The organism is Luteitalea pratensis, from assembly GCF_001618865.1.
Lineage (GTDB): Bacteria > Acidobacteriota > Vicinamibacteria > Vicinamibacterales > Vicinamibacteraceae > Luteitalea > Luteitalea pratensis.
Genome location: NZ_CP015136.1, coordinates 2,252,257 through 2,270,221, shown reverse-complemented (window position 1 = coordinate 2,270,221; position 17,965 = coordinate 2,252,257). Strand labels below are relative to the sequence as shown.

15 protein-coding genes are annotated in these 17,965 nt (G+C 67.2%); 10 read left to right on the top strand and 5 right to left on the bottom strand.

The genetic code is table 11. From position 1 onward, the window contains the following. Positions 1-87: 87 nt before the first annotated feature. Complete coding sequence (locus LuPra_RS31740; RefSeq protein WP_157898939.1) at positions 88-990, bottom strand: SgcJ/EcaC family oxidoreductase; 903 nt, start codon at positions 988-990, stop codon at positions 88-90. 270 nt (positions 991-1,260) lie between these two features. Here LuPra_RS31740 and LuPra_RS09330 point away from each other — a divergent pair, with 270 nt between their 5' ends. The 3 genes from LuPra_RS09330 (at position 1,261) to LuPra_RS09320 (ending at position 4,503) form a co-directional block, all read left to right on the top strand. Then, entirely contained in the window at positions 1,261-1,761 is a 501-nt protein-coding gene (locus LuPra_RS09330; protein ID WP_157898938.1) for a DinB family protein, read from the top strand. 230 nt (positions 1,762-1,991) lie between these two features. Further along, positions 1,992-2,609: a gluconate 2-dehydrogenase subunit 3 family protein gene (locus LuPra_RS09325; protein ID WP_110170492.1), complete on the top strand. Its 618-nt coding sequence runs from the start codon at positions 1,992-1,994 to the stop codon at positions 2,607-2,609. 214 nt (positions 2,610-2,823) lie between these two features. Then, positions 2,824-4,503 carry a GMC oxidoreductase gene (locus tag LuPra_RS09320; RefSeq protein WP_110170491.1) on the top strand — a complete coding sequence of 560 codons (1,680 nt, stop codon included), beginning with the start codon at positions 2,824-2,826 and terminating at the stop codon, positions 4,501-4,503. 89 nt (positions 4,504-4,592) lie between these two features. Here LuPra_RS09320 and LuPra_RS09315 read toward each other — a convergent pair whose 3' ends face one another. Further along, positions 4,593-5,114 (bottom strand): LGFP repeat-containing protein, encoded by a 522-nt coding sequence (locus LuPra_RS09315; protein WP_110170490.1) that lies wholly within the window; start codon positions 5,112-5,114, stop codon positions 4,593-4,595. 120 nt (positions 5,115-5,234) lie between these two features. On the opposite strand from LuPra_RS09315, the gene LuPra_RS09310 reads away from it, so the two are divergent. The 4 genes from LuPra_RS09310 to LuPra_RS09295 all read left to right on the top strand — a co-directional run bounded on the left by LuPra_RS09310 (position 5,235) and on the right by LuPra_RS09295 (position 9,024). Beyond that, on the top strand, positions 5,235-6,428 hold the full coding sequence (locus tag LuPra_RS09310; RefSeq protein ID WP_110170489.1) for an esterase: 1,194 nt from the start codon (positions 5,235-5,237) through the stop codon (positions 6,426-6,428). A gap of 9 nt (positions 6,429-6,437) precedes the next feature. Beyond that, complete coding sequence (locus LuPra_RS09305) at positions 6,438-7,376, top strand: hypothetical protein (protein WP_110170488.1); 939 nt, start codon at positions 6,438-6,440, stop codon at positions 7,374-7,376. 132 nt (positions 7,377-7,508) lie between these two features. Continuing rightward, positions 7,509-8,447 carry an HD domain-containing phosphohydrolase gene (locus tag LuPra_RS09300; protein ID WP_110170487.1) on the top strand — a complete coding sequence of 313 codons (939 nt, stop codon included), beginning with the start codon at positions 7,509-7,511 and terminating at the stop codon, positions 8,445-8,447. Between the two features lie 226 nt (positions 8,448-8,673). Next, positions 8,674-9,024 carry a hypothetical protein gene (locus tag LuPra_RS09295; protein WP_110170486.1) on the top strand — a complete coding sequence of 117 codons (351 nt, stop codon included), beginning with the start codon at positions 8,674-8,676 and terminating at the stop codon, positions 9,022-9,024. A gap of 41 nt (positions 9,025-9,065) precedes the next feature. On the opposite strand, the gene LuPra_RS09290 is transcribed toward LuPra_RS09295, so the two are convergent. After that, positions 9,066-9,950: a rhomboid family intramembrane serine protease gene (locus tag LuPra_RS09290; RefSeq protein WP_110170485.1), complete on the bottom strand. Its 885-nt coding sequence runs from the start codon at positions 9,948-9,950 to the stop codon at positions 9,066-9,068. 238 nt (positions 9,951-10,188) lie between these two features. On the opposite strand from LuPra_RS09290, the gene LuPra_RS09285 reads away from it, so the two are divergent. Further along, positions 10,189-11,007: a cyclase family protein gene (locus tag LuPra_RS09285; protein ID WP_110170484.1), complete on the top strand. Its 819-nt coding sequence runs from the start codon at positions 10,189-10,191 to the stop codon at positions 11,005-11,007. A 74-nt stretch (positions 11,008-11,081) separates the two neighbouring features. Here the strand turns inward: LuPra_RS09285 and LuPra_RS09280 are convergent, their stop codons facing one another. Together LuPra_RS09280 and LuPra_RS09275 are read right to left on the bottom strand one after the other, a co-directional pair. Then, positions 11,082-11,729, bottom strand: a complete 648-nt coding sequence (locus tag LuPra_RS09280) for a class I SAM-dependent methyltransferase (RefSeq protein ID WP_157898937.1) — start codon at positions 11,727-11,729, stop codon at positions 11,082-11,084. A gap of 191 nt (positions 11,730-11,920) precedes the next feature. Continuing rightward, entirely contained in the window at positions 11,921-12,781 is an 861-nt protein-coding gene (locus tag LuPra_RS09275; protein ID WP_110170482.1) for an AlkZ-related protein, read from the bottom strand. 220 nt (positions 12,782-13,001) lie between these two features. Between LuPra_RS09275 and LuPra_RS09270 the strand changes: the two genes are divergently transcribed. Together LuPra_RS09270 and LuPra_RS09265 are read left to right on the top strand one after the other, a co-directional pair. Further along, positions 13,002-16,289 carry a TonB-dependent receptor gene (locus tag LuPra_RS09270; RefSeq protein ID WP_157898936.1) on the top strand — a complete coding sequence of 1,096 codons (3,288 nt, stop codon included), beginning with the start codon at positions 13,002-13,004 and terminating at the stop codon, positions 16,287-16,289. A gap of 192 nt (positions 16,290-16,481) precedes the next feature. Continuing rightward, entirely contained in the window at positions 16,482-17,903 is a 1,422-nt protein-coding gene (locus LuPra_RS09265; RefSeq protein WP_110170480.1) for a serine hydrolase domain-containing protein, read from the top strand. Positions 17,904-17,965: the final 62 nt, after the last annotated feature.

Sequence of the window (17,965 nt, the reverse complement as noted above, 5' to 3'; positions counted from 1 at the left end):
CCCCCGGCAAGCCACCGTCGCCTTACGGCTTCGGCGCAGCAAGCCAGCGTCGCCTTTCGGCTTCGCCGCGGCAAGCGAGGCGTGCGCTCACGCGTCGGCGGGCGGGCGGAGCGTGCTCGTCCAGCCGTCGCGCGTGATCAGCCACGCCCCCGCGTCATTGCGCCGATAGGTGGTGATGTACTTGCCGCTGTCGCTCATCCCGGCCGGCGCGCCGTGTGGCGTCAGCACGATGTTGTAGTCGCCGTGTTCGATGGCGACGTCGCCGTGCACTTCGAGGCCCATGGGGGTGATGTTGAAGCTCGACACCGCGAACATGGCCATGAACCGTTCGTTGAAGGCGCCGATGGCAGCGGTGCCGGTGTTGACCGCACCGACCGGTGGTAACTGCACGGCGTCGTCGGCGAAGATCGCGGTCCAGCCGGCTGCATCGTTGGCCGTGAGCGCGGCGATGTGCGTCGCGCGCAGGCGGTCGATGTCCGCGCGTGCGTCGTCTCGGCCGCCGCGCAGGTCGTCAGGCATGTCAGGCAGGGGACCGAGGATGTCGACCCCATGACGCGCTGCCGCTGCCATCAACGCAGCCATGTCCGGCGGCTCGGGTGTGGTGTCGAACGGGGTACGCAGGGCCAGCACGAACTGCTCGAAGCCACCCGGCGTGGCAAGCAGCAGCATCCGGGCCGGCCTGGTGCCGATCACCGCGAAGCCGTGCGGAATGTCGCGAGGGCCGTGGACAAAGGAGCCGGGGCCGGCGTAGTGCCACTGGCCATCGACCACGAACGCGACCTCACCTTCGATCACGTAGAACGACTCGTCCTCCCGGTGGTGGACGTGGTAGGGCGAGCCGAAGCCCGGAGGCATGGCCGAATTCTCGACCAGCCCGAAGGCGCCACCGGTGGTCTCGTGGGTGGCGCGCAGGGTCGTCGGAACGCCGAGGAATCGGAACGGCTGGTCGGCGCGGGTATTCAGCTGGGGCTTGCGATCCTGGGCAATCACGTCACGTCTCCTGGTCGTTACAGGCGGACGCCGTGTCCGCCCTCACTTGCCATGTGTGACGACACGGCCCGGCGTTACACGGACTTGTACCGGGCTCCGGGTTCCGGGTGCCGGGCACCGTAATGCCTAATGCCTAATGCCTGATGCCTAATGCCTGATGCCTGATGCCTCACGCCAGGGGCGAAGGGGAAAGCTCGAAGGCAGCGGGCCCTTGAAGCTGTGGCGAAGGCGTCGAGCTTGCTCGATGCGAAGTCGTGGCACGATCGCGCCATGACACCGCAGGACCTCCACGCCCTCGTCGACTACAACTACTGGGCGACGCATCGTCTGCTGGCCGCGGTGGACGCGTTGACGCCCGAGCAGTTCGTTCGCGACCTCGCGAGCAGCTTCCGGTCAGTGCGTGACACGTTGACGCACGTACACGACGCGGAATGGATCTGGCTCTCGCGTCTGCATGGCGTCTCGCCGACGAGCAGGCTGCCGCTTGATCGCTTCGAGGACTGCGCGGCGCTCCGGGCGGGATGGGCGGAGACCCAGGGGGGCCTGCGCACCTACGTGGATGGCCTGGATGACGCGGGCGTGCAGCGGGTGGTCGAATACCGGCTCCTGAACGGCAGCTCGTCTGCCGACCGCGCATGGCACCTCGTGCAGCACGTGGTGAACCACGGGACCTACCATCGCGGCCAGGTGACGACGATGCTGCGGCAACTCGGCGCTGCGCCGCCGTTACCGCTGGATCTCGTGGCCTACTATCGCGAGCGTCGCGGGTAGTCGAACCGGGCGCTATACTCCGGAGCGCCCGCCACACGCGTGATCCGAGACTGTCCCAGTCCGATGTCGCGGCCAAGCGTCGAGCAATCTCGACGCCTACAACTTTGGCTTGGGCCATCGGCCTCGGCCTTGGGCCTTGGCTCTTCCGCCTTTGGCTGGGCTGTTCGGCGTTCAGCGTTCAGCGTTCGGCGTTCGGTGTTCGTCTTCGGGTTCTTCGGTACGGAACGTCCATGACAGATCACGGTCGCGCACTTCCGCTTGTGTGGCATCCAGACTCCGCCAGCGCTGCTGGCGCATCCGCCGGCACGCCGGGCGGAATCACCCGCCGCTCGGCGCTGCAGGGCCTCGCGGCAGGCTTGGGCCTCGCGGCCGGGACCCCGGCCGACGCACACGAGTCGCATCATCCGCTCGCGGCGCACGTTGCGCAACGGCCGACCAAACCGGCCATCACCGTCGCGAAGAAGCCACAGTTCTTCGACCCCCACCAGTTCGCGACGCTCACGCTCGTCTCCGAGCTGATCGTGCCCGGTTCGGTCGCGAGCGGCAGCCCGGCCTGGATCGACGAAGTGCTCGCGATCGAGCACGAGGACCTGCGGCTGACGTTCATCAGCGCGCTGGCCGCTGTCGACGCCGCGGCGCGCGATCAGCACGGCTCGACATTCCGTGCGCTGCCTGCCACGCAACAGCCGGCACTGCTCGAGTCGCTGACGACGCCGGTGGCGACGCTCAAGTCGTGGATTGCCGGCGCGCACTACTCGTCGGAGGCCGGCATGAAGGAGTTGGGCTTCACGGGCAACGTGTTCTTCGAGAGTTTCCCTGCGTGCACGCACGCCGAGGGGCACGAGTAAGCGTCCGTCGAGATGACATCTCATTGGTTCGACCTCGACGGCGCCCCCCACCGGACGTAGCCGCCGGACTCCCGCCTGCGCCAAGGCTTCGGCGGACAGGTCAGTCCGGCGGTCATCGTCAGGGCACGGGAGACACGGTCGCCCGTCGACCTGGTTTGTCCACCGTAGTCTTGGCGAAGGTGGAAGGTCGACGGCTACAACACCGGATACCAGCATGCAGACCGATCCCGCGGGCCAGCACTTCGACGTCGTCATCGTGGGATCCGGTGCGTCCGGGGGTTGGGCCGCCAAGCGCCTCACCGAGGCCGGCTTGCGCGTGGCCGTGCTCGAGGCTGGTAGAGCGCTCAGCGACGCGGACTACAAGGAGCACGTCCAGCCGCCCCAGCTCAAGTACCGGGGCCGCACGAAGACCCCGTTCGAGCACACGCAGCCGCAGCAGTCGCAGTCGTACGCCGTCCGCGAATGGAACGCCGACTGGTACGTCAACGATATCGAGGAACCCTACCTGGACGACTCCGATCCGAAGTTCCTGTGGGTGCGGCCGCGCGTGGTCGGCGGCCGGATGAACATCTGGGGACGCGGTTGCCTGCGCATGAGCGACATCGATTTCAAGGCGGCGTCGCACGACGGCGTCGGCGTCGACTGGCCAATCACGTACGCGGAGATCAAGCCGTACTACGACCTCGTCGAGGAGTACGTGGGCGTCTCCGGCATGAAGGAGGGACTGGCGCAGTACCCCGACGGCCCCTTCCAGCCGCCGATGGGCCTCACCTGTAACGAGATGGCCGTCCGCTCGCGCGTCAAGAAAGCGTTCGGGTATACCGTGACGCAGGGCCGCACCGCCAACCTCACGAAGCCGATCAACGGGCGCCAGGCGTGCCACTACTGCGGGCCGTGCGAGCACGGGTGCGTGACGCACTCCTACTTCAACTCCGCGTTCACGACGATGAGGGATGCGGTGGCGACGGGCCGGTGCACGCTCGTGACCGGCGCGATGGCGTACAAGGTGCTCATGGACCCGAACACGCGCCGGGCCCGTGGTGTGCTCTACATCGACCGCACCACCCGGCAACCGCGCGAGATCTTCGGACGCGCGGTGGCCCTCTGCGCGCAGACGCTCGAATCCGTTCGCATGCTCTTCAACTCGGCAACGCGCCAGGATTCGAACGGCCTCGCGAACTCGAGCGGCGTGTTGGGCAAGTACCTCATGACGCATTTCGCCGGCGCAGGTGCCTCGGGCGACTTGCCGGATCTCGTCGAACAGCCGACGATGGCGGGGGCGAATCGTCCATGCGGGCTATTGACGCCGCGCTTCCGTAACCTGCCAGGTGGGCCCAGGACGGACGGGTTCGTGCGCGGCTATGGGCTGAGCACGTACGTCGGCGCGGGTTTCAACTTCGCCGCCCCGGGGATCGGGGAGGCCTACAAGCGCGCCATCGCGCAACCGCGCCCCGCGACGCTCAGCTTCGCTGGGTTCGGCGAGTGCCTGCCATACGAGGACAACACCTGCGCGGTCGACAAGGACACGCTCGACGCGTTCGGCATCCCTGTCGTACGCCTGCGGATCACGCCGCGCGACAACGAGCGTGCTCTGCACCGCGACATGGCAACGCACGCGGCCGAGATCCTCGATCGCATCGGCGCCACGAACATTCGCCAGAGCCACGGCATGCGCGGCCAGGCGCACGAGGTCGGCGCCGCGCGCATGGGCACGGACCCGAAGGCGTCCGTGCTCACGCCATTCCTCCAGACGCACGACGTCGGCAACCTGTTCGTGATGGACGGTTCGAGTTTTCCGTCGAGCTCGTGGCAGAACCCGACGCTGACGATCATGGCGCTGGCCGTGCGCTCCACGCACTTCCTGCTGGAGCAGCTCAGGACCAGGAGCCTGTAGTTCGCTGGTCGATCAGGCCCGCGCGCAGACGCGAGGAACACCTTGTACGTTGGCCGGCCATGCGCAGCGTGTTGTTGGTCACTCGGGATTTATGGGTCGTCGATGCGCACGCGGACCTGCGCGCCGCCTTCCGGCGTCCAGACGATGACGCCGCCCTCGAATTCGCTGATGCGTCCACGGCTGTTGGGCACGGCCTTCTCGTCGCTCGTCGGGAAACCGAGGCGACTGCGCTCCCACCCCAGGCTCGCCCACTTGTCGCGAATGGCGCCATGTACTTCGTGCGCCCCGGTCGTGGGTGTCCAGTAGATCGACCCGTGCTCGAAGTGATTGAAGCGGCCGCGCCGGTTGGGAGTGCCGGTTTCGTCGGTCAACGGGTAACCGAGAAAGCTCCTGCCGCCACCAAGGCGTGCCCACTTGAGACGGATGTCGCCGTGGACCTCGTGAGCGCCGGTCGTGGCTGTCCAGTAGATCGTCCCGCGTTCGAAGTCGCGGAAGCGACCCCGCCGGTCGGCCGTATCCATTTCGCCACTGCCTGCACCGGCATCGAACGGTCTGCCCAGGAAGCCCCCAGGGCCACCGAGTTGCGTGTACTTGTCGTCGATTGCGCTCATCGCACGTCTCCACCGCTTGAAACGCTCGGGTCGGGCAAGCCGTACAGGTCCGCCGTGCTCTGCCGGTCTTGCCGACACACCCGCCACGTGCGAGGATGCGCCACCGGCAGGATCGACAACATGCGCACCGCCACTGCTCGACTCGTCTCCGCCTCCGTCATCGCATGTCTGGGCGCTTCGCCTGCGTTCGCGCAGCAGGCGCACGTCAACCTCGACTGGGCTCCGCACCGCAACATCGGCGGACTGGTGCCATTCGGGGCCAACGTCGTGTCGCCCGACGTCGACCAACAGCGTCGTGTGACGTTTCGCGTCAAGGCCCCGCGGGCACAGGAGGTGCAGCTCTCGGCGCCGACGATCGCCGCCGCGCTCGGCCGGGCCGAGTCGTCGTGGCCGTTCACGAAGGGCGCCGACGGCACGTGGACGCTGACCCTCGGGCCGGTACCGCAGAACATCTACGTGTACAAGTTCCTCGTCGATGGCGTCCCGGTCGTCGACCCGAACAACACTCTCGGCGGCTTCGGCAACCAGCCGGGGTACAGCACGCTCGTGGTCCACGGCGAGGGGCCGGCCTACTACGACGCCCGGCCGGTCCCGCACGGCACGATCACGCGCCACGTCTACCAATCCACGGTGACTGACGGCGAGCGCGAGCTCTTCGTCTACACGCCACCTGCCTACGACCGCACGAAGGTCTACCCGGTGCTGTACCTGCTCGGTGGCAGCGGCGAGATCGCCTCAGGCTGGTGGCTCGACGGCCGCGCCGGCTTCATCGCCGACAACCTTCTTGCGGAGGGCCGTGCGGTCCCGATGGTCATCGCGATGCCCAACAACCAGGTCGTGCATCGCAGCGACCCGCAGCACGCCGACAAGACCTTCACGCTGTTCGATCGCGAGTTGCGAACGGAGATCATGCCGCTGGTGGAGTCGCAGTATCGCGTCCAGGCCGACCGCCATGGCCGCGCCATCGCGGGACTGTCGATGGGCGGGCGTCACGCGCAACTCGTGGGCTTCAAGGCGCTGGACCTGTTCGCGTCGTTCGGTATCCTCAGCGCCGGCGATCCTGCCTCGGAGACGTCGACGCCGCAGTTCCTCACCGATCCGGACATCAACACCAAGGTGGACTACCTGCTGGTCGGGCTCGGCACGCACGAGGACCAGCCGACCAACCGTAGCGTGGTCTTCCACCAGATCCTGGACAGACACGCGATCCGGCACGAGTACGCCATTGGCGGCAACGGCGCCCACGACTGGGCCACCTGGCGCTACCTGTTGTACACGCACCTGCTACCGAACCTGTTCAAGCCGCGGAAGTGAAGGGGTCGCATGGACCTGCGCACGTTCTGGATCAACCTGGGCTGGCTGGTCGTCCTGATCGTGACCATCGCCACGCCACTCGCACTCGATGCCGTGGGTCGGCTCACCTACTTCTCGAGTCTGGTGTTCTGGGGCATCCCGTTGCTGTACCTGTGGCCGGTGTTCCAGAGCCTCACGGCGACCGGCACCGGCCGGCGTCGACGGGCGCTGCGCTGGTCGGCCGGCACGATCGCGGTCATGGGCGTTGCGCTCGACCTCGTGCTCGGCCACCTGACGTTCCGTTTTCCCGGCTGCGATGCGGCGCCAGGCACATCGCCATACGTGTTGTGTGTGCCAGGCCTGGGCGGGCTGGTGCCGGTCGAGGAGCTGCTCTTCTATGTCATGGGCCCGATCGTGATCGTGCTCACGTACGCGTGCGCCGACGAGCGTTGGCTTGGTCGCTATCACTCCGGTGACGATCGACTCGACTACGCGCTGATCCGTCTCTCGCCCCACCTCGTCGCACTCGCGGCGATCGCTGCCGTCACCGCGATCGTCCTGTGGCGTGCCAACGGCACCTTTCCGACCTACTTCGCGTTCCTGACCGCAGGGGCGATCCTGCCGGCGATGTTCCTGTATCGCGCGGTGGGGCACCTCACCAACTGGCAGGGCCTCGCGGTGACGACGCTCTACGTGCTGCTGACGTCGATCATCTGGGAAGTGACGCTCGCCATTCCGCGAGACTGGTGGGGCTACGAACCCGCCGGCATGATCGGCCTCGTGATCGGTGCGTGGTCGCGGGGGACGGCGATCTTCCCGGTCGAAGCGGCCGTCGTGTGGCTCACGGCACCGCTCTCGTGCATCCTGATTTACGAGTTCGCCAACGCGTTCTTCCACCACTCCGGCTCGACCCGCGCCGCTCTGTTCGGGGACACCGCGGCGTCGGGTCACCGGACTCGTCGCCCCTGACGGAGCGTCGATTCGGCCTGCTCCACGCGTCGCAACGTGACGCGTCGAACCCGCCACCCGCGAAGCCCGTTCGACCGGCTCTCGTCTCGCGCGCTGGCGTGGAATGGTGCATGCTGCGGTGCACGTACACGCATGCGCAAGCCCGCCATACTCCTCTCCGCTCTCGCTGTCATCACGGCCCTGCACTTCAGCCTGCACATGGGCGGCCATACGCAGCACGTCGTACACGTGACACTCCGCACGGCGTACCTGTTCCCCGTGATCGTGGCGGCCGTGTGGTATGGCCGGCGCGGCGGCCTGCTGACTGCTGCCGCCGCCATCGTCGTGTTCGTGCCGCATGTCCTGCTGGACTGGGCGAATCAGCAGATGGAGAACGTCAGCCAGATCGCGTCCGGCGCGGTGTTCCTGCTCGTGGGATGGGTCGTCGGCGCGCTCGTCGACCAGCGCGACCGGGAACGGGAACGGGCCGCCGCCGCGGTGCAGCGTGCCCGGCGCCTGGCGATTGTCAAGGCCATCGCGGCTCTCTCAGCGGCGCTGGACACGCGGGACCGCCACACGGCCCGGCACAGCGAGGAAGTCGCGCGCGTCGCCCTGCAACTGGGGCACGCCCGGGGATTGTCGGCCGATCGGCTCGAAGTACTGCGGCTGGCGGCGCTGATGCACGACGTCGGCAAGATCGGGGTGCCCGACGATGTGCTGTTCAAGACCGACTCGCTGACGCCTGAGGAGCGGGACGTGATCCAGCAGCATCCGGTGACCGCCGGGGGCATCCTCGAGGCGATAGACGGCACCCGCGACATCGCCGACATCGTCGTTGCGCACCACGAATGCCCCGACGGATCCGGCTACCCACTCGGGCTGCGCGCGGACCAGATCCCGGTCGAGGCGGCCATCCTGAGCGTCGCCGACGTCTTCGTCGCGCTCACCGAGCAACGCCCCTACAAGGAGGCGCGGAGTCCGGAAGCGGCGCTGGCGTGGATGCAATCGGTGAGCGGCAGCAAACTCGACGCCGAAAGCGTCCGTGTGCTCGCCGACGTGGTGATGGAAACGCCGCCACCCGGTTCGGTCTGAGCAACCGGGCCTTGCCGGACGAACAAGGTCGACGGCCACGACCGCGGCCCGGAGCATCTGCGACCAGGGTCGGCGGCTACGGTCGCAGCGGCCCAACATTCGTCCTCCCGTGTCCCGTCGGTTACCGTCGGACAAGTGATCCATGGCGCCTGCGGCACTGGTAGTCACGATATCCGCTCCAGGTAGGCTGCAGGCCGTAGGCCGTAGGCGCGAATGAGGAGTACCCATGAACGATGCGCTCTCGTCAGCCAGGCACGTCGAGGCATTACTGGCGATCCCGTACCTGCTGATGGGGGCTTCGCACGTCGTGCAGCCCGGGATGTGGCGGGCGGACTTCACGCGCCTGCACACCGACGGCGCGCCGGCGCTCGTCACGCGCACGTTCACGCTGGAACTCTGGCCGGCGCTGTCTCCTGAGCCGGGGCGGCTGATGAGACCTACGTGTCCAAGGGACGAGGGACAAGGAACAAGTCAGAAGGGCGTCAAGGCACAAGGGAGAGGATCGCAAGAGGGTAAGAGACCAGGCGACTCCCCGCCTCATCGCTTGGGCCTTGGTTCCCTGTTCCTCGTCCCTTGATGCCCCTGTGACTTTTTCGTTCTCCCCTTGTCACTTGATCATCAGGCGAGCGCGAGCCACCACGAGCCGATCAGGACGCCGAGCGTCAGGACGGCGAGCAGGCCTTGCACGATTCGACCGGGCGGTCGAATGCCTGTTGCAGCCACTGCTGCGCCGGCGACGATACCAACCGCGAGGCCGTACAGGTGCGCGACGATGTCGGCACGTTCGCTGGCGCCCAGCATGATGACCAGGCACAGGCCGGCGACGAGCGGGACCCATGCCCGGCGGCGGCGCTCGACGAGCCCGAATCTGCGAACGACCTGCACGCCGGCCAGCAGACCGAGCGCTGCAAACGTGGCCGTGGACGCGCCGATGGAGAGGTGTCCCGGTCCGTAGGACCATGCCGTGAGGAGGTTGCCGGCAACCGCGGACGCGAGGATCAGCGCGCCTCCGAGGCCGACGCCGAGCCAGCGTCCGACCGCCGAGACGAAGAGCAGCGACGCGACGACGTTTCCGACCAGGTGCATCAGGTCGCCGTGCAGCATGAGCGCGGTCACGGACCGCCAGGTCTCTCCGTCGAGGATCGCCGATGAGGCGGCGCTGCCGACGTCGAACCACGCGGACGCCGGCCGCGCCTCGCCGGGGCCGGTGACCCGGAACATGAACGTGAGCAACACCGCGCACGCAAGTCCGAGTGGGCTCGGACCGAGATCCGGCACGGGAGCGTCGATCACGGGGCGGCTCTCGGCGTCGAACGCGTCGAGCGCGGCCGATGCCGCCGGACCGTGCTCGACCCTGACGATCAGCGCGAGGGCGCCATCGCGGATCTCGACGCGGTGGTCGATGCCCGCCGAGTGCAGCACGAGCGCCCAGTCGCCGGCACGCTGGATGTTGTCGGTGGCGCGCAGGGCGAGGTCGGCGGCGTCTGGGGCCTCGGGCTCCATGCACCACAGCGTACGAGGCGCGCCACCGACCTGTCCAAGGTACAAGCGACAGGGAACAAGTCAGGAGGGCGTCAAGACACAAGGGACGAGACAGCAAGCTGCAAAGGACAAGGCGAACCGCCGCCTCATCGCTTGGGCCTTGCGTTCCCGTTCCCTCGTCCCTTGATGCCCCTGTGACTTTTTCGTTCTCCCTCGTCCCTTGATCTCGGCTTCCCCTCGCCGCGGTAGTCTGTGTGCCATGACCCTGCATGCTCGCGCCGCTTTCCTCTTCGTGATGCTCGCCGCAGCATCCCCGGCGGCGCAGGCACCACCCGCGCCTGACCTCGCGGCGCTCGTCGCGAAGGCCGAACTCGTCGACCTGACGCACACGTTCAACGAGACGACGCTGGTGTGGCCGACCTCCGATCCGATGCGCCTCGAAAAGGTCGCGGACGGCGTGACCGCTGGCGGCTGGTACTACGCCTCCAACATCGTCCACCTGACCGAGCACGGCGGCACGCATCTCGACGCCCCCGTGCACTTTGCCGCCGGCCAGACGACGGCGGACAAGGTGGAGTTGTCGCGCCTCGTCGGCGATGCTGTCGTGATCGACGTGAGCGCGCAGTCGGCGAAGGACGTCGATTACCTGATCTCGGTGGACGACCTGCGACGATGGGAGGCGACGCACGGCCGCATCAGCCGCGGCAGCCGCGTCCTGTTTCGGACCGGGTGGTCGGCGCGCTGGCCCGACGCCGTCAGGTACCTCGGGACGGCGCTGAAGGGCGCCGAAGGTGTGGCGCAGCTGCACTTCCCCGGGCTCGCTCCGGATCTCGCGACGTTCCTGGTCAAGGAGCGCCAGATCAGCCTCGTCGGCATCGACACGGCAAGCATGGACCGCGGGCAGTCGACGACGTTCGAGACGCATCGCATCCTGGCGGCCGCCGGTGTGCCGGGCCTGGAGAACCTCACCAACCTCGACAAGTTGCCCGCACGCGGCGCGGTGCTGTTCGCGCTGTCGATGAAGGTGGGCGGCGGCAGCGGCGGCCCATTGCGTGCCGTCGCGGTTGTCCCGAGGTAGGGTTTGCGCCCGACCGTCGACCTGAAGGTCGACGGCTACGAGTCCGGCGCGCGGTACGTGCGCGGCGCGCCGGCTTATCGCTTCGTGTAGATCACGAAGTAGCGATCGGCGTACAGGGAGAAGGAGTCCGTGCGCTCGAGACCTGCGAGCGCGGCCCAGTCGTTCACCTGCGACTCGGTGACGATCAACTCCGCATTGCCCTTGTGCGGACTGCTTTCGGCCTTGAAGTCGACAATGGCGAGGCGCCCACCGCGCTTGATCTGGCTGGCGAGCGTCTTGAGGTATGCGGCGCGATCGGCCACGTGGTGCAGGACGTCGTTCATCAGCGCGAGATCGACCGGCGCGGGCAGCTTGGGGTCGGTGAACGTGCCGAGCACGGTCTTGACGTTGGTGAGGCGCGACGACTGCGCACGCTGCTCGATGTGCGTGAGCAGCGCCTGGTCGATGTCGGAGGCATACACGGTACCGCGCGGCCCGGTGGCGAGCGCGAGCGGCCCGGTGAGCACGCCGGAGCCGGCGCCGACGTCGGCAATCATCATCTCCTTCTGCACGCCGAGGCGCGAGATCAGCTCGGGCACGTGCATGGACTCGATGCGCTCGGGCGAGTCGAGCAACGGAATCCACTGCTCGGCCGGGCGCACCCCGACCTGCGCGGCAGCGTGGGCCGCGATGCCCACCATGAGGAACGACGTCAACGAAGCGCGAAGGAGGCTGGTTTGCACCCAGACACTTTAACGCTTCACGCTTCACGCTTAACGCCTACGGCCAGTCTCAAGCCTCGAGCCTCGAGCCTCTAGCCTCTAGCCTCTAGCCTCTAGCCTCTAGCCTCAAGCCTCTAGACCGAAGGCCTGAAACCGGAGGTCGTAGGACGTAGTCCGTAGCCCGTAGGACCGCAGGCCGTAGGCTGTAGGCGTCAGAGTCCCGGCAACAGGTAGACGCCGCGCTGGGGTGAGACGGCCGCGCCTTCGGCGACCAGGGCGCGGTTGCCGAGGCCGGCGTCCACGCGCGAGAGGCCGGTGACACGGGCGAGTTCACCGGGCACGGTCATGCCGGCGCTCGTGAGGAACGCGCGAGCCACCTCCTTCAGCGCCGCGTCGCGACTGACGCGCCGGCGGAGCTGGTCGGGGAAGCGGCCGACGGCGAGCGTCCAGATATACGTGAACTTCGGACGGTAGTGGACCTCGCTCGGGATCACCAGCATCGCTGCCTGCAGTTGGTCGAGGGCGCGGGTGAACGCCGGACGCTCGGTCACGCCCGAATCCGCCCGCAGGTCGGCCGTGCTCATCTCCCACTCTCGACGCAGCACGCGCAGGATGGCGCGCGCGTCCGCGCCCAGCCGGCTCCCCTCCTCGGCCCGCCGGACACCCCAGATCGCCTGGAAATGCGGCACCATCCGCGGCGCGAGGAACATCGCCTTGCCGCGCGCGAGCTTGGCGTAATAGACCTTGCCGCGCCGCAGCAGGTCGTCCTTCAGCAGCCAGGTGTGTGAGGCCTCTTCGTCCTTCTGCACGTTGCGCGGCATCACCACGTCGCGCCTGCCGCAGACGGCGATGTAGAGCGACGGCCCCGGCCGTCGCGCATCGGTGAGGCACGCCGCGAATCCGACCCGCTCGATGAACCGTTCGGCCTCCGCCACGCCTTCCAGCCGCAGCGGCTCGTCGCGGCACCAGTGCCTGTCCCGATGCCCCTCGGCCACCGGCGTCAGCAGCGCGGCACGCCCCCGTATCCCTGTGTCGACACGAGCGGCCGGCGGCCGGGGCCTGCGTGTGGTCATGCATCGAGGCTACACCGGGGTCGACGGATGAACCATTTGCACCAGCTCGTGACAATGTGGTATTTCCTCTCCAAACTCGCATATCACGTCGTTACGGGTGCTGTTCCGTTTTTGCCGGTCCCCCTTGCCCGAAGGACCGCGTCTCGCGGTGCGTCATTCCGTCACTTTCGGAGGAGGTCGGATGTCCGGATTGCAACAACCCTCGCGAGGATCCCGCCCAGTGCGTATCCTCGCGTCCACTCTAGCCCTTGCCCTGCTCCTGCTGCCCCGGGCCGTCCACGGCCAGGCCGTCACGGGCACCATTTTCGGTACCGTCACCGACAACAGCGGTGCGGTCATGCCAGGCGTCACCGTCACGGTGACCAATATCGACACCAGTCGTAGCCGGACGTACGTGACCGACGGCAACGGCGAATACACCGCCCCCTCCGTCCAGACCGGCACCTACAAGGTGGGTGTCGAGCTGCAGGGTTTCAAGGGCGTCGTCGTCGAAGGCATCACCGTGAGCGTCGACCAGCGCGTGCGCGTCGACGCCCGGCTCGAGCTCGGCAACATGAGCGAGACGGTCGAAATCATCGCCACGACGCCACTGGTCCAGGTGAGCAGCTCCGACCTGTCGACGACGGTCGATGAGGAGCAGATCAAGGCCCTGCCGCTCAACGGCCGCAACTTCGTGAGCCTCACGCGCACCGTTCCCGGCGTGATGCGCGGCATTCCCGGGTCGAACATCGACGGCGCCGGGTCGCTCGCATGGCGCGCGTCGGCGGCGTTCTCGGCCAATGGCCAGCGGCCGCGCGACAACAACTACATGCTCGACGGTGTCGACAACAACGAGACGTGGCTGCAGACGGTCGTGATCTTCCCGAGCGTCGATGCGCTCGACGAATTCAAGCTGCAGACGAGCACCTATTCGGCCGAGTTCGGACGATCGCTCGGCGGCGTGGTGAACCTGCAGCTCAAGTCGGGATCGAACCAGTATCGCGGCAGCGCCTTCGAGTTCTACCGGAACGATGCCTTCGACGCGAACAACTTCTTCAACAACCGCGCCGGCCGGCCGAAGCCGGACTTCCAGCAGAACCAGTTCGGCGGCACCATCGGTGGCCACATCATCCGCGACCGGACGTTCTTCTTCACCGACTACCAGGGCCTGCGCATCAACGCCGGCCAGACGTTCCTCTCGACCGTCCCGTCGATGAAGATGCGCGCCGGTGACTTCAGCGAGATCAACCGCGTCATCTATGACCCGCTCACGCAGCAGCCATTCCCCGGCAACGTGATCCCGGGCAACCGCTTCGACCCGGCCTCCGCGCAGGTCATGCAGCGGTACTACCCCGAGCCAAACACGGCCGGCAGCATCAGCGCGACCGGCCAGCAAATCAACAACTACCTGATCAACCCGGAGTTGACGCGCAACGACGACCAGTTCGACGTCAAGGTCGACCACGTGCTCACGCAGGCCAACCGCTTCTTCGGCCGCTACAGCTACCAGAAGACGCTGCGCGACCTGCCGGCCTCGTTGCCGCTTGGCGACGCGGGCACCACGTTCGGCGCCGGCAAGGGCGACATCAAGGCGCAGAGCTTCGCGTTCAACGACACGCACACCTTCGGCACCAACTGGCTGAACGAGGCGCGCTTCGGCTGGAACTCGATCAAGTTCTTCATGACCCCAATCGGATATCTCACCAACCCCGCCGCCGCCGTCGGCATCCCCGGCATCAACCTGAACGATGCGACGTCGGCGATGACCCAGCTCGGGTTCCAGACCATCCGGAACATGGGCGCCAACGGCAACCAGCCGCTGATCACGAACCAGAACGACTTCCAGTTCTTCGACAACGTGACGTGGCTGAAGGGCAAGCACACGATCAAGGTGGGCGGCAGCCTGACCCTGCGGTCGCGCGAAATCCTCAACGCCGACACCATTGTCGGTAACTTCGCCTTTACGAATAACCAGACGTCCAACTGCGCCGGCCTGGCGAGCGGTTGCACCATCAACGCCAACACCGGCCTGGACGTGGCGAGCTTCCTGCTCGGCTTCGCAACCTCGAAGACGCGCAACCTGTTCGACGCCGAGACGTACACGGAACAGCGCCCCGAGTACGCGCTCTACGTGCACGACGACTTCCGCGTCAGCAACCGCCTGACGCTGAATCTCGGCCTGCGCTGGGACGTGTTCGTGCCGTGGATCGAGAAGGACGATCGGCAGTCGAACTTCGACGAGACGACGGGACAGTTCATCCTCGCGTCCGACAATGCGGTGCTCGAGGGCGTCGAGGTCGGGCGCTACCTGCAGACCTATTCGAAGAAGGACTTCGCCCCGCGCCTGGGCTTCGCCTATGACGTGTCCGGCGATGCCCGCCTCGTGGTCCGCGGCGGCTTCGGCGTCTTCTGGAACTTCACGCCCGGCGGCACATCGTCGTCCAAGGCGCAGAACCCGCCGTTCCTGCAGTCGACGGCGCTGACGACCAACGTCGGCCAGACCACACTGCGCGTCCAGGACGGCCTGCCGCCGCCTCCAGGTGTCGATCCGTCGCGACCGGCCGCCGGCACGACCCGGTCGATCTTCGACATCTACTTCCGCGACGGCTTCGCGCGTAACTGGAACCTGAACGTGCAGAAGCAGTTCGGCACGAACTACATGGTCGAACTCGCGTACGTCGGATCGCAGGGCCGCAACATGCTGCTCAAGGGCGACCCGAACCAAGCCCCACCGGTCGTCGGCGTCACCGATCAGAACGTCAATCGCCCGTATGCGGCGGTCTCGCCAGCGCTGCGCAGCATCGGCCAGGTGCAGAGCACGGGCACGCTCGACTACAACGGGTTCTTCATCAAGGTCCAGCGTCGCTTCGCCGACAACTTCTCGATGCTGAACTCGTACACCTGGAACAAGGTTATCGACCTGAACTCGGACAACGATGGCGGCGTCACCCTGACCAACGTCTACGACCCGCAGTACAACCGCGGCCCGGCCGACTACGACGTGACGCACACGCTCAGTTCCAGCTGGGTGTACGAGCTGCCGATCGGTCGCGGGCACTGGTACGGCGGATGGCAGACGAGCGGCATCCTCTACCTGCGGTCGGGCCTGCCCTTCACGGTCACGCAGACGCAGGGCGTGCAGTCGACCGGCACGGGCAACCGACCCAATCGCCTCGCCGACGGCGCCATCGACAACCCGACGATCGAGCGGTGGTTCGACACGTCGGCCTTCGTCGCCCCCGCGGACGTGACCGGCACCTACGGCGACGCCGGGCGCAATATCCTGCGCGGACCCGGGCAGTTCAACATCGACTTCTCGGTGATCAAGTCGACGCGAATCGGCCGCGTCAACACCGAGTTCCGCGTCGAGGCGTTCAACCTGCTGAACCACCCGCAGTTCGCGCAGCCCAACGGCACGCTCGGCAACCCGCTGTTCGGTCAGATCACCGCGATGCTGCCCAACCCGTCCTGCGCCCTCTGCGGCACGACGGAGCGCAACATCCAGGTGGCGATGAAGGTCACGTTCTGACGGCCTTCGGCCTTCGCGGTAGGCTGCAGCCTGTAGCCTGCAGGCTGCGAGCGTTAGGCGTTAAGCGTTAGGCGTTAGGCGTAACAAAGGGGGCGGGGACCATGGTCCTCGCCCCCTTTGTCGTTTCGATCGCCGTGCAAACCTTTTCCGGCAGTCGCCGTATCTCCTGTCACCCTCGGGGAGGTGTGATTCATGCGCACATTGCTTCTGCTGCCGACGGCCTTCGTAATGAGTGCCTGCATGGCGTCGACAGGCGGCCAGCAGGCCGGCCAGGTCGAACGGCGGGAACGGGTCGAGCGCGGGCTGCGTGGCGCGGTCACCGTCAAGGGGCGCGCGGTGGTGCGGCATGCGCTGACCGATCGCATGTCGGAGTGGCATGTGCGTGGCGTGAGCATCGCGGTGATCGACGAGGGCCGCGTGGCGTGGGCGCAGGGCTACGGGCAGACGGGCGACGGTGGGCCGGTGACCGTCGAGACCAGGTTCCAGGCCGCGTCGATCAGCAAGCCTGTCGCGGCGATGACGGCGCTGCGGCTGGTCGAACTCGGCACGCTCACGCTCGATGCGGATGTCAACACGCAGCTGAAACGCTGGAAGGTTCCTGCGAGCGCGGCCGCCGTTGGCGAGCCCGTGACCTTGCGCCGGCTCCTGAGTCACACGGCCGGACTCACCGTGCATGGGTTCCCGGGTTACGCCGTCGGCGCGCAGGTCCCCTCGCTCGTGCAACTGCTCGACGGCGTGACGCCGGCCAACACGGCGGCGGTGCGCATCGACCTGAAGCCCGGCACACAGTGGCGCTACTCCGGCGGCGGCTACGAAGTGATGCAACTGCTCATCGAAGACGTCACCGGCGAACCCTTCGAGCGCGTGGCGCAGCGACTCGTGCTCGGGCCGCTCGGGATGACGCACAGCACCTACGAGCAGCCGCTCCCTGCCGCGGCGCTCGCGCTGGCCGCCGCCGGGCACGACGACCACGGCGTCGTCATTCCAGGTAAGCGCCACACCTATCCCGAGCAGACTGCGGCGGGGCTCTGGACGACGCCGTCCGACCTGGCGCTGGTGATCCTGGAGATACAGAAGCCAGGCCGCGTCCTGCGTCGCGAGACCGTGGAGACGATGCTGACGCCGGTGCTGCAGGACTATGGCCTGGGGTTTGGCGTGAACACGGAGAGCGGCAAACGGAGCTTCGGTCACGGCGGCAGCAACGAGGGCTTCCGATGCCAGATCCATGGCCATCGCGATCGCCCGTCTGGCGCCGTGGTGATGACCAACGCCGAGCAGGGCGGACGCCTGACGGCCGACGTGCTGCGCGCCGTTGCAAGCGAGTACGGCTGGCCGGACATGCGTGAACGCGAAGTGACGATCGCCACCGTGCCCCTCGAGACCTTGCGTTCGTACGAAGGCCGGTACCACCTGGGCGGCCGCGATGGCGTCGTGGCCGCGACTGATGGCCACCTCACGCTCCAGGTCCCGGACGGTTCGACGATAGCGCTCCAGCCGATCGGCAACGGCGTCTTCGTCGACCTGGACAGCCGCATTCCCGATATCACCTTCAGCCTTTCCACTCAGGGCAAAATGCAATTGGCGATCGACAACCAGGTCGCGGTGAGGAAGTAGCACCGGGCACGACCGGCCTGCGGCCTGCGGCCTACAGCCTACCGCCTACGGGTTACGGATTA